Below are 15,682 nucleotides of genomic sequence, written 5' to 3'. Positions count from 1 at the left end.
AAAATAGCGCAAAATATAGCGAAAATACTAGCTAATGATGTCGCTTAATACTTGTAATCTAGGCACATGCCTAATAACAATGATAATAATAATAAAGAATCGCAGAAGGAAATTTCTGCTGTAAATTTTGACCCAGCTTCCTTCTCATCGGTTACTCGACCACAAGACGATTTATTCCGTTACGTAAACGGTCCTTGGATTGACACTTACACTCTTCCAGAAGACAAGCCAATGTATGGTGCTTTCTACAAGCTCGCAGAAGATGCAGAGACGCAAATTCGAGATATTTTAGAAAGCGAAGATTGCCCAGCCAAAAAGTCGCGAATCTTATACCGCAACTATTTGGATACTGCATCTATTGAAAAAGCTGGAATTACGCCAATTAAGAGCGATTTAGACGCTGTTGATGCGGCAAACAGCAAGGAAGACCTGGTTCGCACTATTGCTTCTCTTACTCCATACGGTGGTCCAAATGCAATGTTTGCTTTTGGCGTCTGCGGAGACCCTAAAGACCCTAAGACGAATATTATGCACATTGAGCAGGCTGGATTGGGCTTGCCAGACGAAGCATACTATCGCGAAGATAATTACGCTCCGATTCGCGCTGAATACGTAAAAATGGTGGCTTCATTGTTGCGCTTAGCTGGATACGGTGATGCCACTACTACAAGAGAGCAATCGGAACGTTTCTTGAAGGTTGAAACACAAATCGCAAGCAACCACTGGGATAACGTAGCAACACGCGATTCTCAAAAAACTTATAATCCTTACGATTATGCGGATTTGGCAAAAACGCTTGAAGCGCTGAATCTTGACGCATTCTTGGATGCTGCTCAAAAATCTTACGACGATTCCGAAGAAGCAAAGAATCAGCCAATAGATTTTCGTAAAGCTTTTAGCAAAGTAGTAGTTCACGAGCCAAGCTTTATAGAAGGATTGAATAAGATTTGGCAAGAAGCCGACTTAGAAGATCTAAAGCTTTGGGCACGCGTGCACGTGATTTTGTGCTGGGCAAGCATGTTAAGCGAGGATTTTGCACAAGCGCGATTCGACTTCTACGGCAAAGTGCTTTCTGGCGCCACCAAGCCGCGCGATCGCTGGAAGCGCGCAATCGGAGTTGTTGACGATGCTTGCGGCGAGGAAGTCGGTAAAGAATACGTGCGCTTGCACTTCCCTGAGTCTTCTAAAAAGTATATGCAAGGCTTAGTTGACAATCTTATTAACGCTTACCGCGAGTCGATTTCTCACAGCAGCTGGCTTGGCGAGGAAACTAAAGCAAAGGCTTTGGAAAAGCTTAGCAAGTTTGAGCCAAATATTGGTTATACTAATCATTGGATTGACTACTCTGCGCTAAATATTAAGGAAGACGCTGGCTTAATTGAGAATATGCGCGAAGTTTCTCGATTTGTGTTTGGTAGGTATACTGCAAAAGCTGGAGAACCTGTGGATCGCGAAGAGTGGCAGATGACTCCGCAAACTGTAAACGCTTACTACGATCCGCTGCTTAACGTAATCGTGTTCCCAGCTGCGATTTTGCAGCCGCCATTCTTTAGCCCGAGTGCTCCAGACGCAGCAAACTACGGCGCTATTGGTGCCGTAATCGGTCACGAAATCGGCCACGGTTTTGACGATCAAGGTTGCGAATATGATGGCGACGGCGTGCTTAACAATTGGTGGACTGAAGAAGACAAAACCAACTTCACTGAGCGCACTAAAACGCTTATTGAGCAATACAATGCTTTTACACCAACGCAGCTTATTGTTAAATACTCTCACTTAAAGAGCAAAGAAGAGCGCGATGCAATGCCTCACGTAAATGGCGCTTTAACAATCGGCGAAAACATTGGTGATTTAAGCGGCGTAACTATTGCTCTTAAAGCCTACGCTTTTGCTTTGCAAAAGAGCAAGGGACAAGAAGTCGACGGAAGTGATGATGCGATTCGCGAAACTTTGCTGAACGCTCCTAAGATTGATGGTTTCACTGCTTTGCAACGATTCTTCTTAAGCTACGCACTTGTGTGGCGTTCAAAGGCTCGTAACGAGATTGCGGAGCAATACCTTCAAATCGACCCACACTCCCCTGCAGAGTGCCGCACTAATGGCATTGCGCGCAACGTTGACTTGTTCTACGATGCTTTCGACGTTAAAGACGGCGACGAGATGTGGCTTGCTCCAAGCGAGCGCGTACACATTTGGTAAGTTGCAAATAAAACACAAATAAAGTAAATAAGTAAACAAAAGCCTGCAAGCGTTTAAAACGTTTGCAGGCTTTTTAAATGATACTAATCAGATTTACTAATCAGATTCACACGCCAAAGGCGTAGGTCTTAACATCCGACAAATTACCATTCTCATCGTAAGCTTCGAAATGAGTCCAGTAAATGCCTGGGCGTGGGCTCCACAAAGCCCAAGGGCCATCGTATCCTTCAACCCACTGCTTAGCATTGTAATCATAAATCTTAATCTTGGTAGAGCCATTAGGATTATTAGTGGATGCACCAAGAAGAACACTATTGCCTTGCCAACCAGCATAAGTTCCAGTAATAACTGTTTGGCTTGGAACTGTGTAGTGGAAAGCAATTGTCTTTTCTAAAATAACTTTCTTAGTAGAAGGATCACGAGCTTCACAATGCAGCCAATAGTCACCTGGCTTTGTAACCCAAGAAGCCCAGTTTCCAGTACCCCAATCAGCAATAGTAGCCCACTGCTGAGTATTCAAATTGTAAGAAAGCCAACGATACTCAAGCTGCTTGTCGGTGTAAGCATTTGCACCAACAGCAATATCGTTATTACGGATAATCCAAGCAAAATCAAGGTGAGGAGCAACACCTAACTTGCCTTGTGGGTAGTCAGTGTCTCCAACCTGAGTTGAAAGAGTTAAAACAGATACTCTTCCGTATGAGGTACCAGCTACTTCACCATATCCGAAGGAAATGTTTTCTGGATTCAAAATCTGGTAAAGATGAGCATTGTAAGTAGTTTCAGCACCATTAGATTGGTGTAACGCAGACTCCTCTCCAGCGGTCCAATCCGACATAGATTCTTCTGAGCTTTCACCCCAAGCAATGTTTTCGCCCCAAGCCTTACGACCATCGTAGTTTGGAAGGCTCACACCATCCGCAGCAAAATGTCCAAGTTTTCCATGCTGAACAGTCTCATTTGCACGACGATAAGCATCCTCTTCATTAGCACGATCGTAGCGAATATCATTAATATACTGTTCTTTTGTAAGACCCTTAGAAGTAACATAATCTGCAAGAGTCATACCGTTCATAAGGGTAACGCCATCGTCATAATACTTTGAACGCACATCACGAATTGCACCTAAAATGTAGCTTGCAGCCGACTGATTCTTAACTTGCCAATTAGTATTAACATTAGCAACACTGTGATTTTGCACTATAACCAAAGCACTAGCAGATACGGCAGTAGATCCAATCATTGCTACGCAAGCAACAGCTGATGCCGCAGCAGCTAAACATTTCTTTGCAGAAAATACGTGCGACTTATGCCACATAAATGTAGACCTCTCTCCACGTGATTAATAACTACTTTTCAGTAATCCCTGATTCAAATAACACAAACAAGTAGGCAAAAAACTCAAGCTTCACCTTCCAATGCTAATGAAAAACAAAAACTACTTTCGCTAAGTATATCAATCTACATATATTTTACACATTTTAGACTCGCCTACTCAATTTTACATATTTTGTCAAGAGTTTTTAAACGATGTGCATAAAGCATAGGCTTTAACCACATTGATAAAAATAACTTGCAAAACTATTTTTGATACTTCATAGTTGATTCTACTGCGGCGAATTTATTGAAAATCACAATAATCAACACGTGTTGCGTGATGAATTTTGAGATTTAAATTAGTCGCAGTCCAAACTTTTGAAAGGTTAAGAATATGGCACAACAACAAGCAACACTAACAATCAGCGGCTATGTAGGTAGTGACCCTGTGAACTTTAGTCGCAACGAAAACTCACCAGCATGCTCACTTAGAATAGGAAGCACAACGTCTTACTACCATAGCGAGGAAAGACAGTGGAAAGATAGACCGACAACTTGGATGACAGTAAAAGCATACAAGTCTTTAGCTGCAAATGTGCTAAAAAGCGTGCATAAGGGAGATGCGATAGTCGTGTGCGGAAATTTAAACACGGAATCCTGGCACAAAGATGGAGAAGACCGGTCTCGAGTTGTACTAGAAGCCACCGCAATTGGACACGACCTAAATCGAGGAATTAGTGCTTTTACTAAATACTCTTATAATCGTGGAAGAACCGATCAGAGTAACAATAGTAAATATCACACTAATCAAATAAACCAAGAAAATCGGGCAAATCAAGATACTTATTCCAATCAAGATTTGAGCTTGGCGATGAAAAACCCTATGGCTAATACTTATTCTATGGATTCTTCGCAAGAAAACGACAGCCAAGAATACCATTATGATGCTGAATCTTCAGCAAAAGAAACAATAGATTTCGGCTCACAAGTCGAAGAAAACCACTATGACGATATTGAAGGAGGTGTAAATGATTTTTAGAAAGTTTTAATAGAATTAAACATTAAAACTCATTAACATTCTATTCTAATAATTTATATAATTTTTTACTATTCATAGCAATATTGCCGCTGAAAATAATGCGTATAATATGCAAAGCATTACACCAACGGCAATATTGCTTAGTCGTTTAATTGTTTAATAGTTTAATTGCTTAATCGCTGATTCGTTGTTAACAGTTATTGCGATTACAACTGTTCGCGAACGCGCTCTACAATTCGAGCAGCAGCCTCATCCACTGGAACTGCCTCAACGTTTGAACCGTTGCGATCGCGGATTTCAATCGTTCCATTGTTCACAGTATCGCGGCCGGCTACAGCAATCAGCGGAACGCCAACGAGCTCAGCATCCTTAAACTTCACACCTGGAGAAACCTTTGGACGGTCGTCGAAGATTACTTCAATTCCCTGCTTACTAAGCTCTTCAACAACTTTTTCAGCAGCATCGAAAGCAACTTGATCCTTGCCTGTAGCAACGACGTGAACTTGAGCTGGAGCAATCGCCATAGGCCATGCAAGACCAGCATCATCGTGATGCGTTTCTGCCAAGCATGCAATCACGCGGCTAACGCCAATACCATAGCAGCCCATCCAAACTGGTACAGCTTTACCGTTTTCGTTAAGAACGCTTAAGCCCAAAGCCTTAGAATACTTTAAACCAAGCTGGAACACCTGACCAATCTCAACACCGCGTTCGAAGCTCAATGGACCGGAACCATCTGGGCTCATATCGCCATCGCGAACCTGGGCTGCTTCAACAACACCATCATCCTCAAAATCGCGGCCGTAAACAGCGTTATAAACATGCTTTCCGTCTTCGTCAGCTCCTGTAATCCAAGCGCTACCCTTTGCAACGTGAGCATCCATCAAGTAGCGGACAGGATTTTCAATTCCACTACCCTCTTTGCGAGCTTGAGGACCTAATACGCTAAAGCCAATGTATCCCTTAACAAACTCAGGATGAGCCTTCAAATCATCCTCAGTTGCTTCTTCAATTTCTGCAGGAGCAAACTGAGCTTCAAGACGCTTCATATCTACCTGGCGATCACCTGGAATACCAATAGCAACGATTTCGCGCCATGGCTCCTCGTGTTCGCCGCCCTCAGCATCAGCCGGGTGCTTAACAGCAATGATCAGATTCTTCAAAGTATCGCTTGCTTGCCATTCGCGGCCGTCTTTGCGTGTATGCAAATCGTTAGAAACCTTAACCAAAGCCTCAATCGTCTTAGCATCTGGAGTATCAAGAGTCTCCATTTTAGGAGTTGCCGAGCAGTCAACATCTTGCATTTCTGGTGTGGTCAAAGCCTCAACATTCCAAGCTTTTCCAGAAGGAGCGAGCGCAAAAGTATCTTCACCAATTGGCATTGGAGCCAAGAATTCCTCAGAATCCGATCCGCCCATAGGGCCAGAAACAGCGTGAACAATCACGTATTTAATGCCCAAACGGTCGAAAATTCGAGCGTAAGCAGCGCGCTCTTCAACATAAGCAGACTTCAAACCATCTTCGTCAATCGAGAACGAGTAAGCGTCTTGCATAATAAACTCGCGTCCGCGAATAAGACCTGCACGAGGACGGAATTCATCGCGATACTTCGTTTGAATCTGATACAAAGTAACTGGCAAATCCTTGTAAGAAGAATACATATCCTTAACAAGCAATGTGAAAACTTCTTCGTGCGTTGGAGCAAGAAGATAGTCAGCCTCATGACGATCCTTAAGGCGGAAAATGTTATCGCCGTATTCTTCCCAACGGTTTGTAGCCTCGTATGGCTCGCGTGGAAGAAGCGCTGGGAAGTGGACCTCCTGCGCACCGATACCGTTGATTTCTTCACGAATAATCGCTTGAACCTTGTTTAAAACCTTGAGTCCAAGCGGCAACCAAGTCCACACACCTGGGGCAGATTTACGAATATAGCCTGCGCGCTGCATAAGTTTTGCGGAAGTTACGTCCGCGTCTGCTGGATCCTCGCGCAGCGTACGAAGGAACAGCTGAGACATACGAAGTACATTGGAATTCATGCGTTCCAATCTATTTGCGCATGAGGACATAAACACTTGTTTACACTATTAAACAATAGCAATAACACTTTCCCGACTTTGTAGCTTAAAACGACGATTAGAGCTACAAAAAGCGGAAGATTTTCCCGACTTTGTAGCTAAAAACAACGATTAAAGCTACAAAAAGCTAGAACTCATCGTCGAAGGAAAATTCGTCATTATACGCGTAATTGACAGCGCCAAAAATGTCAAACTCTTGCTGATTTGCAGAATCATCTTCCGCATTATTTGTTACGAAAGAAGCAGCACCGTCGCTAGCAAGCAACTCACTCGCGCGTTTAGAAGCCTCACGCAAGAATCCGTCTAACAGTACAGCATCCGCCGAAACACTAAACGCGCGATCGTTAATACCTTCCAAATAAAGCCCGCCCAGATTTTCCACGCGAGAAAGCGCCACATATCCCATTCCGGGAGCAAAAGTTCTACGCAAATCCATTACCGCACTGTCAAGCGTCATACCTTGCGATTTATGAATCGTAATTCCCCACGCGCATCTAAGTGGCACTTGATTTACGCTAGCAAGAACAGTCTCACCATCCGTCATTTCCCAAGCAGCCGGCTTAAGAGTGACAATATTGCCGTTTTCAAACTCAACAATCGGCCATCCACCTTTAGATTCAGGTGCGAATCTCAAAACTCGCCCAACCGAGCCGTTCACATACTGCTTATCTTGATCATTTCGCAACGCCATCACTGCAGCTCCAACCTTTAATACAAGCCGTTCTGGAGCGAGCATATTCTTTTTTAAACGCTCGACGAGATTTTTAGGGCCGGCTTCTGTTGCCACGAATTCGTGAGGCTCAGCATCAATTGCCGCAAGCTGCACATTATTTAAACCATCTGCTTGTGAGTTCGTAGGGAAAAGATGAACCGAAACTTCATCGTCTTGCGGATACTCACCAAGGCGACTGGCAAGCACTTGCTTATCTTCGTCGCTTACAAGACCGCCACGAATATCCGTCAAAACTTCAAGCAATTTGCCGTCATCCTGACGATGTTGCTCAGTTAAATAGCACACAACAGGCTTTAAAGCATCCCAGGCGAAAGATTCCGTAATATAGCCTTCTGGATTTTTGCCAGCAGCAGCATACTTTTCGCGCGACTCAATAAACTCTGGACTTGGCTCGAACACATCGCGATTTCGCATAGAAGTACTCACAGGAGGCAGCTGGAAGAAATCTCCCGAAATAACTACTTGAAGTCCGCCGAAGGGAGCAGAGTTTTTGCGCACTTTGCGGCATACTTCATCAACCATGTCGAAAAGCCACGCGTGAATCATTGAAACTTCGTCCAACACGAGCACTTCCGTGGCTTTTATGCGTTTCCCTCGCCTAGCTCTAATGGTTTTAAGAAGCGAATCGCTAAGCGCGTTTGAAACTCCAACTCCACTCCACGAGTGAATGGTTTGACCGTTTAAATGCGTTGCTGCGATTCCTGTAGAAGCCGTTACAGCCACGCTTAAACCGTTTTTTCGCATTTCGCGAATAGCCGCGTTTAATACGTAGGTTTTACCTGCACCCGGAGCGCCGGTAATGAAAACGCTTGCACCAGCGTTGATTATGGTTAGGGCTTCGGATTGCTTCATTGGCAGTACCTTTTATTGCGTTTAATAGTCGCGCTTTATTTAATAATCGCGCTTTTCTGCGGAATTTACGTCTTCTAGCGCGTCTCCGCGGCGCTCGTAGTCGCGAAGCAAGCTCGTGCTCTCAATGTGCTGTGCGCCAGCTTTTGCCTGTGCTTCGCTTGGGCCTGGAGCTGGAACAAACATCATGTCACGGTAATATCTCAACTCGTCAATCGACTCAATAATATCCGCGAGCGCACGGTGACCGCCGTGTTTTGCCGGCTTATTGCGGTAAACGTCTGGGTAAAGTCTGCGCGAAATCTCCTTCAACGTGCTTACGTCTATTACGCGATAGTGCAGATTTGCCATTAAATCTGGCATGTAACGGTCGAGGAACTTTTTATCGGAGCCAACAGAGTTGCCAGCAAGATGTGCTTTTCCGTGCTCTGGCAAAAAGCGCTTTACATACTCAACAACCTGCTTTTGTGCTTCTTCTAGAGGCAAACCGTTTTTATTCCACTCGTCAACAAGACCAGAAGATGTGTGCATATTGCGTACGAAATCGTTCATATGAGCCACAGCAGCATCGCTCGGCTTAATCACTAAATCAATACCGTCGTCTAGAACTTTCAAATTAAAATCAGTTGGAACTACAGATACTTCGCATAATTCGTCGTGGAAAATATCGAGTCCCGTCATCTCGCAATCAATCCAAATTAAGCGCGATTCTTCCGGCGTAAACGTAAGATCTTCCTTAGCTTCAGCCATTTTCGTTCCTTTCCTAATATTTTTTCGAACCCATCAGCCTACATCTTCCCAGCGACGACTAACAGCTAAAATCACATCTCTGGCATATCAGAAAGTGAAATTCTAGAATATGATCCATTTTTCTTATCTTCAGGGTGAGGCTCTAAACCGATAATAGTTATTGACATATGATCTGGACCATAAACCCAATACATTCTCATTGCACTACTTGTTTTATTCTCCAAGTAGGATTGCCAAACTCTAACACCATATCTATTTGTCAATTCTTCAATATCATGAGTATGCAATCCTGGATGCCTTGGATTTTCAGATAAAAGTTTCATAGATTTTCCCCATTTCTTATAAAGAGAAAGATCTTTTTTACTTATACTGCCTTCTAGAAACTCTTTCTTCAATCTCTCCCAAATATTAGACATCTCTGGAATACCCATTCTAATATTGAAGTTCATTCACTTACTCCTAGAAGTCAGAGAGATCAACAGGTTCAGAGACTTTGCCAATCTTAAAATTGCGGATTGCTTCATCCATACTTTTAAGAGTTTTAGAAGAGATACTCTTAGGAATAGTAAGCTCACGTGGCTCTAATAAAATACAACCATTATCACATTCTTTAACATTGTAATAAGGGTATTTAGCTCCGCGCAGAGTTACACGCTTTTTACTATCAAGACGAACGTCATAATCTTTCACTACTTCCACAAAACACCTCATTTTTAGTGGGATATCCCACTAACTATACAATAATTTTATACGAATTGTCAAAACAAAAACGACGAAAAGTTAGAAAGTAGCAAAAAAGACTTAGCTAACTCTTCGCCGTTTAATGCAAAATTACTTGCGATTTATACGCGACTTATACGCGCAACTCACGCAACTTACGATTTAGTTGTGGAAACCGCTGTAGTTTGGCGCTTCTGCAGTCATCACAATATCGTGAGGATGCGATTCGCGAAGACCAGCATCCGTAATGCGAATAAAGCGACCGCGCTCTTGCATTTCCTTAATATTGTGCGCACCAACGTAGAACATAGACTGATGCAATCCGCCAAGCAACTGGTAAAGCACAGCGTTAAGTGGACCGCGATATGGAACTTCGCCTTCCACGCCTTCTGGAACCACCTTGTCGGAGCTAGTAACGTCTGCCTGGAAGTAACGATCCTTAGAATAAGACTTCTTACCGCGAGGAGCCATTGCGCCAAGCGAGCCCATGCCACGATAAAGCTTATACTGCTTGCCGTGAAGCAAAACCTTTTCACCTGGAGCTTCCTCGCAACCAGCCAAAGTGCCGCCGAGCATAACGGTGTCAGCGCCAGCAACCAAAGCCTTAGCAATATCGCCAGAATAGTGAATACCACCATCAGCAATGCATGGAACGCCAGCAGCCTTGCAAGCCTGAGCCGCATCATAAACAGCAGTAAGCTGAGGCACACCAACGCCTGCAACAACGCGCGTAGTGCAAATAGAGCCTGGTCCAACGCCAACCTTTACAGCGTCGACGCCGGCATCAATCATAGCCTGAGCGCCTTGGCGAGTAGCAATATTTCCGCCAATAATTTGTACTCCGTCAAACGCCTTATCTGCCTTAATTCTGCGAATCATATCGAGAGCCAATCGAGCCTCTCCGTTTGCGGTATCAACCACAAGCACGTCAACTCCAGCTTCCATAAGCGCGCACGCACGCTGCCAAGCATCTCCAAGGAAGCCAATTCCAGCAGCCACGCGCAAGCGACCCTGATCATCCTTAGTAGCATCTGGATACTGCTCAGTCTTCACAAAATCCTTAACAGTAATCAAACCAGTAAGCTTGCCTTCTGCATCAACCAAAGGCAATTTTTCAACTTTGTTGTCTGCAAGCAAACGATGCGCGTCTTCTTTAGAAATATTAGAAGGACCAGTGACGAGATTTTCGCGAGTCATCACGTCTTTGACTTTCAAACGATCATAGTCTTCGGAAGCAATGAAACGCATATCGCGATTGGTAATAATACCAACTAGACGATTTTCGCTATCTACCACTGGCAAACCAGAAATATGAAAACGCCCGCACAATTTATCTAAATCTGCGAGCGTTGCATCTGGGTGAACAGTGAGTGGGTCGGTAATCATACCAGACTCGCTGCGCTTAACAATATCGACTTGCGCAGCCTGATCATCTATAGAAAGATTGCGATGAAGAACACCAATTCCACCATTTCGAGCCATTGCAATAGCCATATCGGACTCGGTTACTGTGTCCATTGCTGCAGAAATTGCAGGAACTTTCATAGTGATTTCGCGAGTTAGATGAGTAGTTGTATCCACTTCGGAAGGAATAACATCAGTCTCATTTGGAAGCAACAGCACATCATCATAAGCAAGGCCGAGCTTCTCGAAAATTGGTGGAACAGGAGCATACACGGATTCCGTGTTCATATCAGTTGTAGCCATAGGGTTACTATACGTTTTTGCTATGACGTTTGTAAAAATCGCGTTTCATGAACTATGATTCGCGAGTATTCGAGTATTATTTTACGAATTTCGTAGCTCTGGCAGGCGCCTGCGCAAATATGGCATCATTGTAAGAACTGTAAGCAGCGCTGCCGCAATAATCATGCCAACAAGCACGTAAATTGCTTTAAAGAACAGAATCATTATTGACCCGAAAGATATAAGCGCCGCCCAACCCCATAAAATAAGCACCGCTCCTTGCACAGAATGCCCAATGCGCAACATTCTGTGATGCAAATGCATGCGGTCTGGATGCATTGGCGACTGCCCTTTTGCAAGCCTTCTGCATATTGCTAAACACATGTCTAACACTGGCAAAAACAGCACTAAAATCGGAAGCAAAATCGGCATAAATACTGGCAAATATATGCTTGTGTGCACTGCAGATGGATCTAAGTGACCCGTCATTATAATAGACGCGCAAGTTATTAAATACCCGATTAGCATGGAGCCAGAATCACCCATAAAAAGCTTTGCAGGATGCCAATTGTGCAAAATAAACCCTAAGCACATTCCAACCATTGCAACGTCTATAAGAGTTGCCATTGAAGCGTAGCTTGGAGATGTGCGCGCAAGAATATAAGAGTATGTCGCGAAGGCGATTCCGCCAATTGCCACAATTCCAGAAGCCAGTCCATCTAGTCCGTCTACAAAGTTGACTGCATTAATTGAAGCCACGATTAGTATTGCGGTTATTGCGATTGAAAGACTTGGAGACGCTGTAACTAGAGAGCCGAGCGGCAATGTTACGATTTGAAGCCCTCCCCATGCTACAAAAACAGCTATTAGCAATTGACCTGCAAGTTTTAGCATCCAATCTAAGTCCCAAATGTCGTCACAAACACCCAAAAGGCATACGAGTACAGCTCCAGCTAAAACTACCCACGGCTGGTGTGTTCCTGTAAAAAGCCCTGAAATAAAAGGCATGGAGCTTGCAAACGCCATTGATACAGCAAAGCCGAATAGCATTCCCACTCCACCCATACGTGGCGTAGGTATTGTGTGCACGTCGCGAGCGCGCACTTTTCCTACGGCTCCTATGCGAATCGCAAGATGACGTACAAGCGGCATTATTAGCCAAGTTGCGCCTCCTGCGATTGCTGCTATAAACAGGTATACCCTCATTTCTTGCGACTTTCTGCTCTTATCTGTTCTTCACTTATTACGCCTTCGCGCAAAATCACAATTCCGTCTTTATCGCTTGCATCCGCGCCAACTACTGTGCTTGCTACGTGTGAGCGAGTTGGACCAGCATTTAAATACAGCGGAATTTCGTCTCCAAAAGCTGCTACTGCCTCTTCTACGCTGTCTGCGCTCTCGTTTCCGCTGCGATTTGCGCTAGATGCAGCCAAAGGGCCCGTAACTCTTAAAATTTGCATTAATTCTGGGCAATCTGGAACGCGCACGCCTTGCGTTGCTTCAGCTTGGATTTTGTTTTGCTCACTGCTCTCATCTGCTTTACAAAGCGTAGCAAGCCTTGTAGCTACCGAATCTTTTTTTGCGCGCGCGATTGGTGAGTATCCGCCTGGCAGGAATTTTTCCGCAAGTACGTCTAGTGGGCTTGGCAAGTAAAGCCCAAGTTTTTCTAAGTCACTTACGCTACTCATAAGTATTTGCAAGGCTTTTGTGCGCGGTCTGCGCTTTAGTTGGTAGATTTTCGCTACTGCATCCTCGTTAAATGGGTCGCATGCTACTCCGTAAACTGTGTCTGTTGGCACTACGATTACGCCGCCTGCGTTGATTATTTGCGCTGCAAGTTGCAATGATTCTTCGTTAATCGTGCAAATTTTACTCATTTTTAGCCTCTTTTTTGCATACTACAAATCTTGCTCTGTTTGTTAAGTCGTTTTTGACTTTTGCGCTGCTAAATCCTACGTTTTTTGCATAATCTGCAAGCGCTTCTCCTTGCGTAATATCGTGTTCCATAATCATTATTCCACCCCTACGCAAATATACAAAACTCGCTTTTACAATTTTTTGCGGTATTAGTAGCCCATCTTGAGATCCACCATATAACGCTATTTTTGGGTCGTAGTCACGAGCTTCAATCTGCTCTAATGGCTTGCTTTCTGGCACATACGGCGGATTTGTGATTACTACGTCTACTTTCTCTTTAATCGCAGCTGTTTCAGGCAGATTAACGTTTGTAGCATCGCCTAATATTGCGTGATATCTGTTTAAAATATCATATTTTTCCGCGATTTTGTTGTAGTTTTTTTGCAAATATTCAAAAGCTTCTGGCGACTTTTCCACAGCCCACACTTGCGAATCTGCAACTTCGCTTGCAACCGATAATCCAATCGCTCCCGAGCCTGCACACAAGTCTAAAACAATAGGATTTTTTAGATTATTTGCGCGAATCCAATCTATTCCCTCTTGAACTACCACTTCTGTTTCGGACCTCGGCACAAAAACGCCTTTGCCAACTATTAGGTCTATGTAGCGAAAAGTAGCGCATCCAATAATATGTTGCAATGGCTCGCGCGAAGCACGTCTAGATATAAAATCGCTATATTTGCTAGCGTAATCGTGCGAAAAATTCTTAAAATCGCCAAGTATTAGCGCTTTGTTTAAGTCTGCCAAACTTACGCCACAAGCGTGTGCTAAAAGTACACGCGCATCATATTGTGGAGAATCTACGCCTGCTTTACAAAGACACGCAATAGCATTTTGCAAGAGTTCGCGCATAATACAAGCAATTCCTAGAAGCTAATTCCTACAAGCCAACACAAGCAACGAGTTTAAAGATATTACTACTTACTTGGCTTTAGCTAAGCGATCGGCTTCATCCGCCTGAATATCGCTGTCTATAACAGGCTGCAAGTCTCCGTTAAGCACCTGGTCAAGATTGTATGCCTTGTAGTTTGTGCGATGGTCCACAATACGATTTTCTGGGAAGTTGTATGTGCGGATTCGCTCAGAACGGTCCAACGAGCGCACCTGCGAGTGGCGCATATCTGCCGCCTCCGCTGCCTCCTGCTCGTGCTTCATGGCAAGCAAACGCGACTTTAGCACGCGAAGAGCCGCCGCACGGTTTTGAATCTGCGACTTTTCATCTTGCATGCTAACAACAATTCCCGTTGGAATATGTGTCATACGAACAGCGGAATAAGTAGTGTTCACGGACTGTCCGCCAGGACCAGAGCTCATGAAGATGTCGATTTTCAGGTCTTTTGGATCGATTTCGATTTCGTCGTCGTCTTCGTCTGCTTCTGGGAACACGATTACACCAGCCGCGGAAGTTTGAATACGACCTTGCGATTCAGTTACTGGGATTCGCTGCACGCGATGCACGCCGCCCTCGTATTTCATGCTTGCCCACACGCCGTCTTCTGGAGCAGGCGTACCTTTTGCGCGAATCGCAAGCTGCACGTCTTTTACGCCGCCAAGTTCCGTCGAATTTTCGCTTTGGATTACGGTAGTCCAGCCGCGCTTTTCCGCGTAACGCATATACATGCGCAACAAATCTCCAGCAAACAGAGCCGCTTCTTCGCCGCCCGTACCAGCTTTGATTTCCATAATCATGTCTCGCGCATCGTCTGGATCTCTAGGAATCAGCGCTGTGCGCAACTTTTCTTTTGCTGCTGGAATTTGTTCTTCTAATTGTTTTGCTTCTTTTGCTAAGTCTTCGTCTTCGCTTGCCATTTCGCTAGCTACTTCGTAGTCTTCGCAAAGCTGCTTGTAATTTAGGTACGCGCTTACGATTGACCCGAGTTCTGCGTGTCTACGACCGAGCTTGCGAATTGCGTCTGGATTAGACGCTACCTCTGGCTCTCCCATGCGATTTTCAATATCGCGGTATTCGTTTAGAGCTGTAACCGCTGCTGGGAACTGTTCCTCTACTGACTCAGCCATCATATTCCTTTGTAGTCGCGCATAACGCGGATTTTGAATCGAAAATATTAAATTTAAATATTGTAAGACGCATGTATGTTGCACATAAAACGCCAGCCCCGATTCCGCGAGTTACACGAAAGCAGGGCTGGCGTTTAAAAAGCTACTTAGTCTTCTTACCGTAGCGCTTCTCGAAGCGAGCCACACGGCCGCCGGTATCGAGAATCTTCTGCTTGCCGGTATAGAATGGGTGGCACTTTGAGCACACGTCAACCGTCATATGATCGCCATTTGCGGTGGAACGAGTTACAAAAGTGTCTCCGCAGGAGCAGGTAACCTGCACTGCGTGATAGTCGGGATGAATACCCTGCTTCATAATGTCTCCTATGGAATTCGGGC

General features: G+C 44.5%; 14 protein-coding genes. 2 read left to right on the top strand and 12 right to left on the bottom strand.

The window, feature by feature from the left end; all coding sequences use genetic code 11:
* The first annotated feature begins 66 nt into the window (after nucleotides 1-66).
* The gene (locus HXT55_RS03205) at nucleotides 67-2,199 is read left to right on the top strand and encodes a M13 family metallopeptidase (protein WP_421792470.1); all 2,133 of its coding nucleotides are present in this window, start codon (nucleotides 67-69) and stop codon (nucleotides 2,197-2,199) included.
* A gap of 106 nt (nucleotides 2,200-2,305) precedes the next feature.
* On the opposite strand, the gene HXT55_RS03200 is transcribed toward HXT55_RS03205, so the two are convergent.
* Nucleotides 2,306-3,517 carry a hypothetical protein gene (locus tag HXT55_RS03200; protein ID WP_004120048.1) on the bottom strand — a complete coding sequence of 404 codons (1,212 nt, stop codon included), beginning with the start codon at nucleotides 3,515-3,517 and terminating at the stop codon, nucleotides 2,306-2,308.
* A 393-nt stretch (nucleotides 3,518-3,910) separates the two neighbouring features.
* Between HXT55_RS03200 and HXT55_RS03195 the strand changes: the two genes are divergently transcribed.
* Nucleotides 3,911-4,555: a single-stranded DNA-binding protein gene (locus tag HXT55_RS03195; protein WP_020760050.1), complete on the top strand. Its 645-nt coding sequence runs from the start codon at nucleotides 3,911-3,913 to the stop codon at nucleotides 4,553-4,555.
* A gap of 206 nt (nucleotides 4,556-4,761) precedes the next feature.
* Here the strand turns inward: HXT55_RS03195 and HXT55_RS03190 are convergent, their stop codons facing one another.
* From HXT55_RS03190 to rpmE, 11 genes are all read right to left on the bottom strand, one after another.
* Nucleotides 4,762-6,591 carry a proline--tRNA ligase gene (locus HXT55_RS03190; protein WP_421792468.1) on the bottom strand — a complete coding sequence of 610 codons (1,830 nt, stop codon included), beginning with the start codon at nucleotides 6,589-6,591 and terminating at the stop codon, nucleotides 4,762-4,764.
* A 166-nt stretch (nucleotides 6,592-6,757) separates the two neighbouring features.
* Nucleotides 6,758-8,215 (bottom strand): PIF1 family DEAD/DEAH box helicase, encoded by a 1,458-nt coding sequence (locus HXT55_RS03185; protein ID WP_064622886.1) that lies wholly within the window; start codon nucleotides 8,213-8,215, stop codon nucleotides 6,758-6,760.
* Nucleotides 8,216-8,254: 39 nt separating this feature from the next.
* A complete protein-coding gene (gene orn, locus HXT55_RS03180) occupies nucleotides 8,255-8,962 on the bottom strand; it encodes an oligoribonuclease (RefSeq protein WP_014554534.1) in 708 nt (235 codons plus the stop codon).
* Between the two features lie 71 nt (nucleotides 8,963-9,033).
* On the bottom strand, nucleotides 9,034-9,285 hold the full coding sequence (locus HXT55_RS03175) for a hypothetical protein (protein ID WP_004130611.1): 252 nt from the start codon (nucleotides 9,283-9,285) through the stop codon (nucleotides 9,034-9,036).
* 136 nt (nucleotides 9,286-9,421) lie between these two features.
* On the bottom strand, nucleotides 9,422-9,661 hold the full coding sequence (locus HXT55_RS03170; RefSeq protein ID WP_004120033.1) for a hypothetical protein: 240 nt from the start codon (nucleotides 9,659-9,661) through the stop codon (nucleotides 9,422-9,424).
* Nucleotides 9,662-9,844: 183 nt separating this feature from the next.
* Nucleotides 9,845-11,389: an IMP dehydrogenase gene (guaB, locus tag HXT55_RS03165; RefSeq protein WP_004114891.1), complete on the bottom strand. Its 1,545-nt coding sequence runs from the start codon at nucleotides 11,387-11,389 to the stop codon at nucleotides 9,845-9,847.
* A gap of 81 nt (nucleotides 11,390-11,470) precedes the next feature.
* Complete coding sequence (locus tag HXT55_RS03160; RefSeq protein ID WP_004113078.1) at nucleotides 11,471-12,574, bottom strand: MraY family glycosyltransferase; 1,104 nt, start codon at nucleotides 12,572-12,574, stop codon at nucleotides 11,471-11,473.
* The gene (locus HXT55_RS03155; protein ID WP_004113080.1) at nucleotides 12,571-13,245 is read right to left on the bottom strand and encodes an L-threonylcarbamoyladenylate synthase; all 675 of its coding nucleotides are present in this window, start codon (nucleotides 13,243-13,245) and stop codon (nucleotides 12,571-12,573) included. The genes HXT55_RS03160 and HXT55_RS03155 overlap by 4 nt, the downstream gene beginning before the upstream one ends.
* Complete coding sequence (gene prmC / locus HXT55_RS03150) at nucleotides 13,238-14,137, bottom strand: peptide chain release factor N(5)-glutamine methyltransferase (protein ID WP_421792465.1); 900 nt, start codon at nucleotides 14,135-14,137, stop codon at nucleotides 13,238-13,240. Before prmC ends, HXT55_RS03155 begins: the two co-directional genes overlap by 8 nt.
* A 69-nt stretch (nucleotides 14,138-14,206) precedes the next feature.
* Entirely contained in the window at nucleotides 14,207-15,304 is a 1,098-nt protein-coding gene (gene prfA / locus HXT55_RS03145) for a peptide chain release factor 1 (RefSeq protein ID WP_004114886.1), read from the bottom strand.
* 142 nt (nucleotides 15,305-15,446) lie between these two features.
* Nucleotides 15,447-15,659, bottom strand: a complete 213-nt coding sequence (gene rpmE, locus HXT55_RS03140; protein WP_004114884.1) for a 50S ribosomal protein L31 — start codon at nucleotides 15,657-15,659, stop codon at nucleotides 15,447-15,449.
* Nucleotides 15,660-15,682 lie beyond the last annotated feature (23 nt).

This window comes from Gardnerella sp. KA00718 (genome assembly GCF_049244285.1).
In the GTDB taxonomy this organism is placed as follows: domain Bacteria; phylum Actinomycetota; class Actinomycetes; order Actinomycetales; family Bifidobacteriaceae; genus Bifidobacterium; species Bifidobacterium vaginale.
The sequence above is the reverse complement of the archived record's forward strand: the minus strand, read 5'-3'. Positions and strand labels throughout refer to the sequence as shown.

Excerpts from the sequence above, each read along its gene's own strand:
- HXT55_RS03155 (WP_004113080.1), bottom strand. The coding sequence starts at position 13,245 with ATGAGTAAAATTTGCACGATTAACGAAGAATCATTGCAACTTGCAGCG.
- HXT55_RS03195 (WP_020760050.1), top strand. The coding sequence starts at position 3,911 with ATGGCACAACAACAAGCAACACTAACAATCAGCGGCTATGTAGGTAGT.
- HXT55_RS03185 (WP_064622886.1), bottom strand. The coding sequence starts at position 8,215 with ATGAAGCAATCCGAAGCCCTAACCATAATCAACGCTGGTGCAAGCGTT.
- prfA (WP_004114886.1), bottom strand. The coding sequence starts at position 15,304 with ATGGCTGAGTCAGTAGAGGAACAGTTCCCAGCAGCGGTTACAGCTCTA.
- HXT55_RS03175 (WP_004130611.1), bottom strand. The coding sequence starts at position 9,285 with ATGAAACTTTTATCTGAAAATCCAAGGCATCCAGGATTGCATACTCAT.
- HXT55_RS03200 (WP_004120048.1), bottom strand. The coding sequence starts at position 3,517 with ATGTGGCATAAGTCGCACGTATTTTCTGCAAAGAAATGTTTAGCTGCT.
- prmC (WP_421792465.1), bottom strand. The coding sequence starts at position 14,137 with ATGCGCGAACTCTTGCAAAATGCTATTGCGTGTCTTTGTAAAGCAGGC.
- guaB (WP_004114891.1), bottom strand. The coding sequence starts at position 11,389 with ATGGCTACAACTGATATGAACACGGAATCCGTGTATGCTCCTGTTCCA.
- HXT55_RS03160 (WP_004113078.1), bottom strand. The coding sequence starts at position 12,574 with ATGAGGGTATACCTGTTTATAGCAGCAATCGCAGGAGGCGCAACTTGG.
- orn (WP_014554534.1), bottom strand. The coding sequence starts at position 8,962 with ATGGCTGAAGCTAAGGAAGATCTTACGTTTACGCCGGAAGAATCGCGC.
- rpmE (WP_004114884.1), bottom strand. The coding sequence starts at position 15,659 with ATGAAGCAGGGTATTCATCCCGACTATCACGCAGTGCAGGTTACCTGC.
- HXT55_RS03190 (WP_421792468.1), bottom strand. The coding sequence starts at position 6,591 with ATGAATTCCAATGTACTTCGTATGTCTCAGCTGTTCCTTCGTACGCTG.
- HXT55_RS03205 (WP_421792470.1), top strand. The coding sequence starts at position 67 with ATGCCTAATAACAATGATAATAATAATAAAGAATCGCAGAAGGAAATT.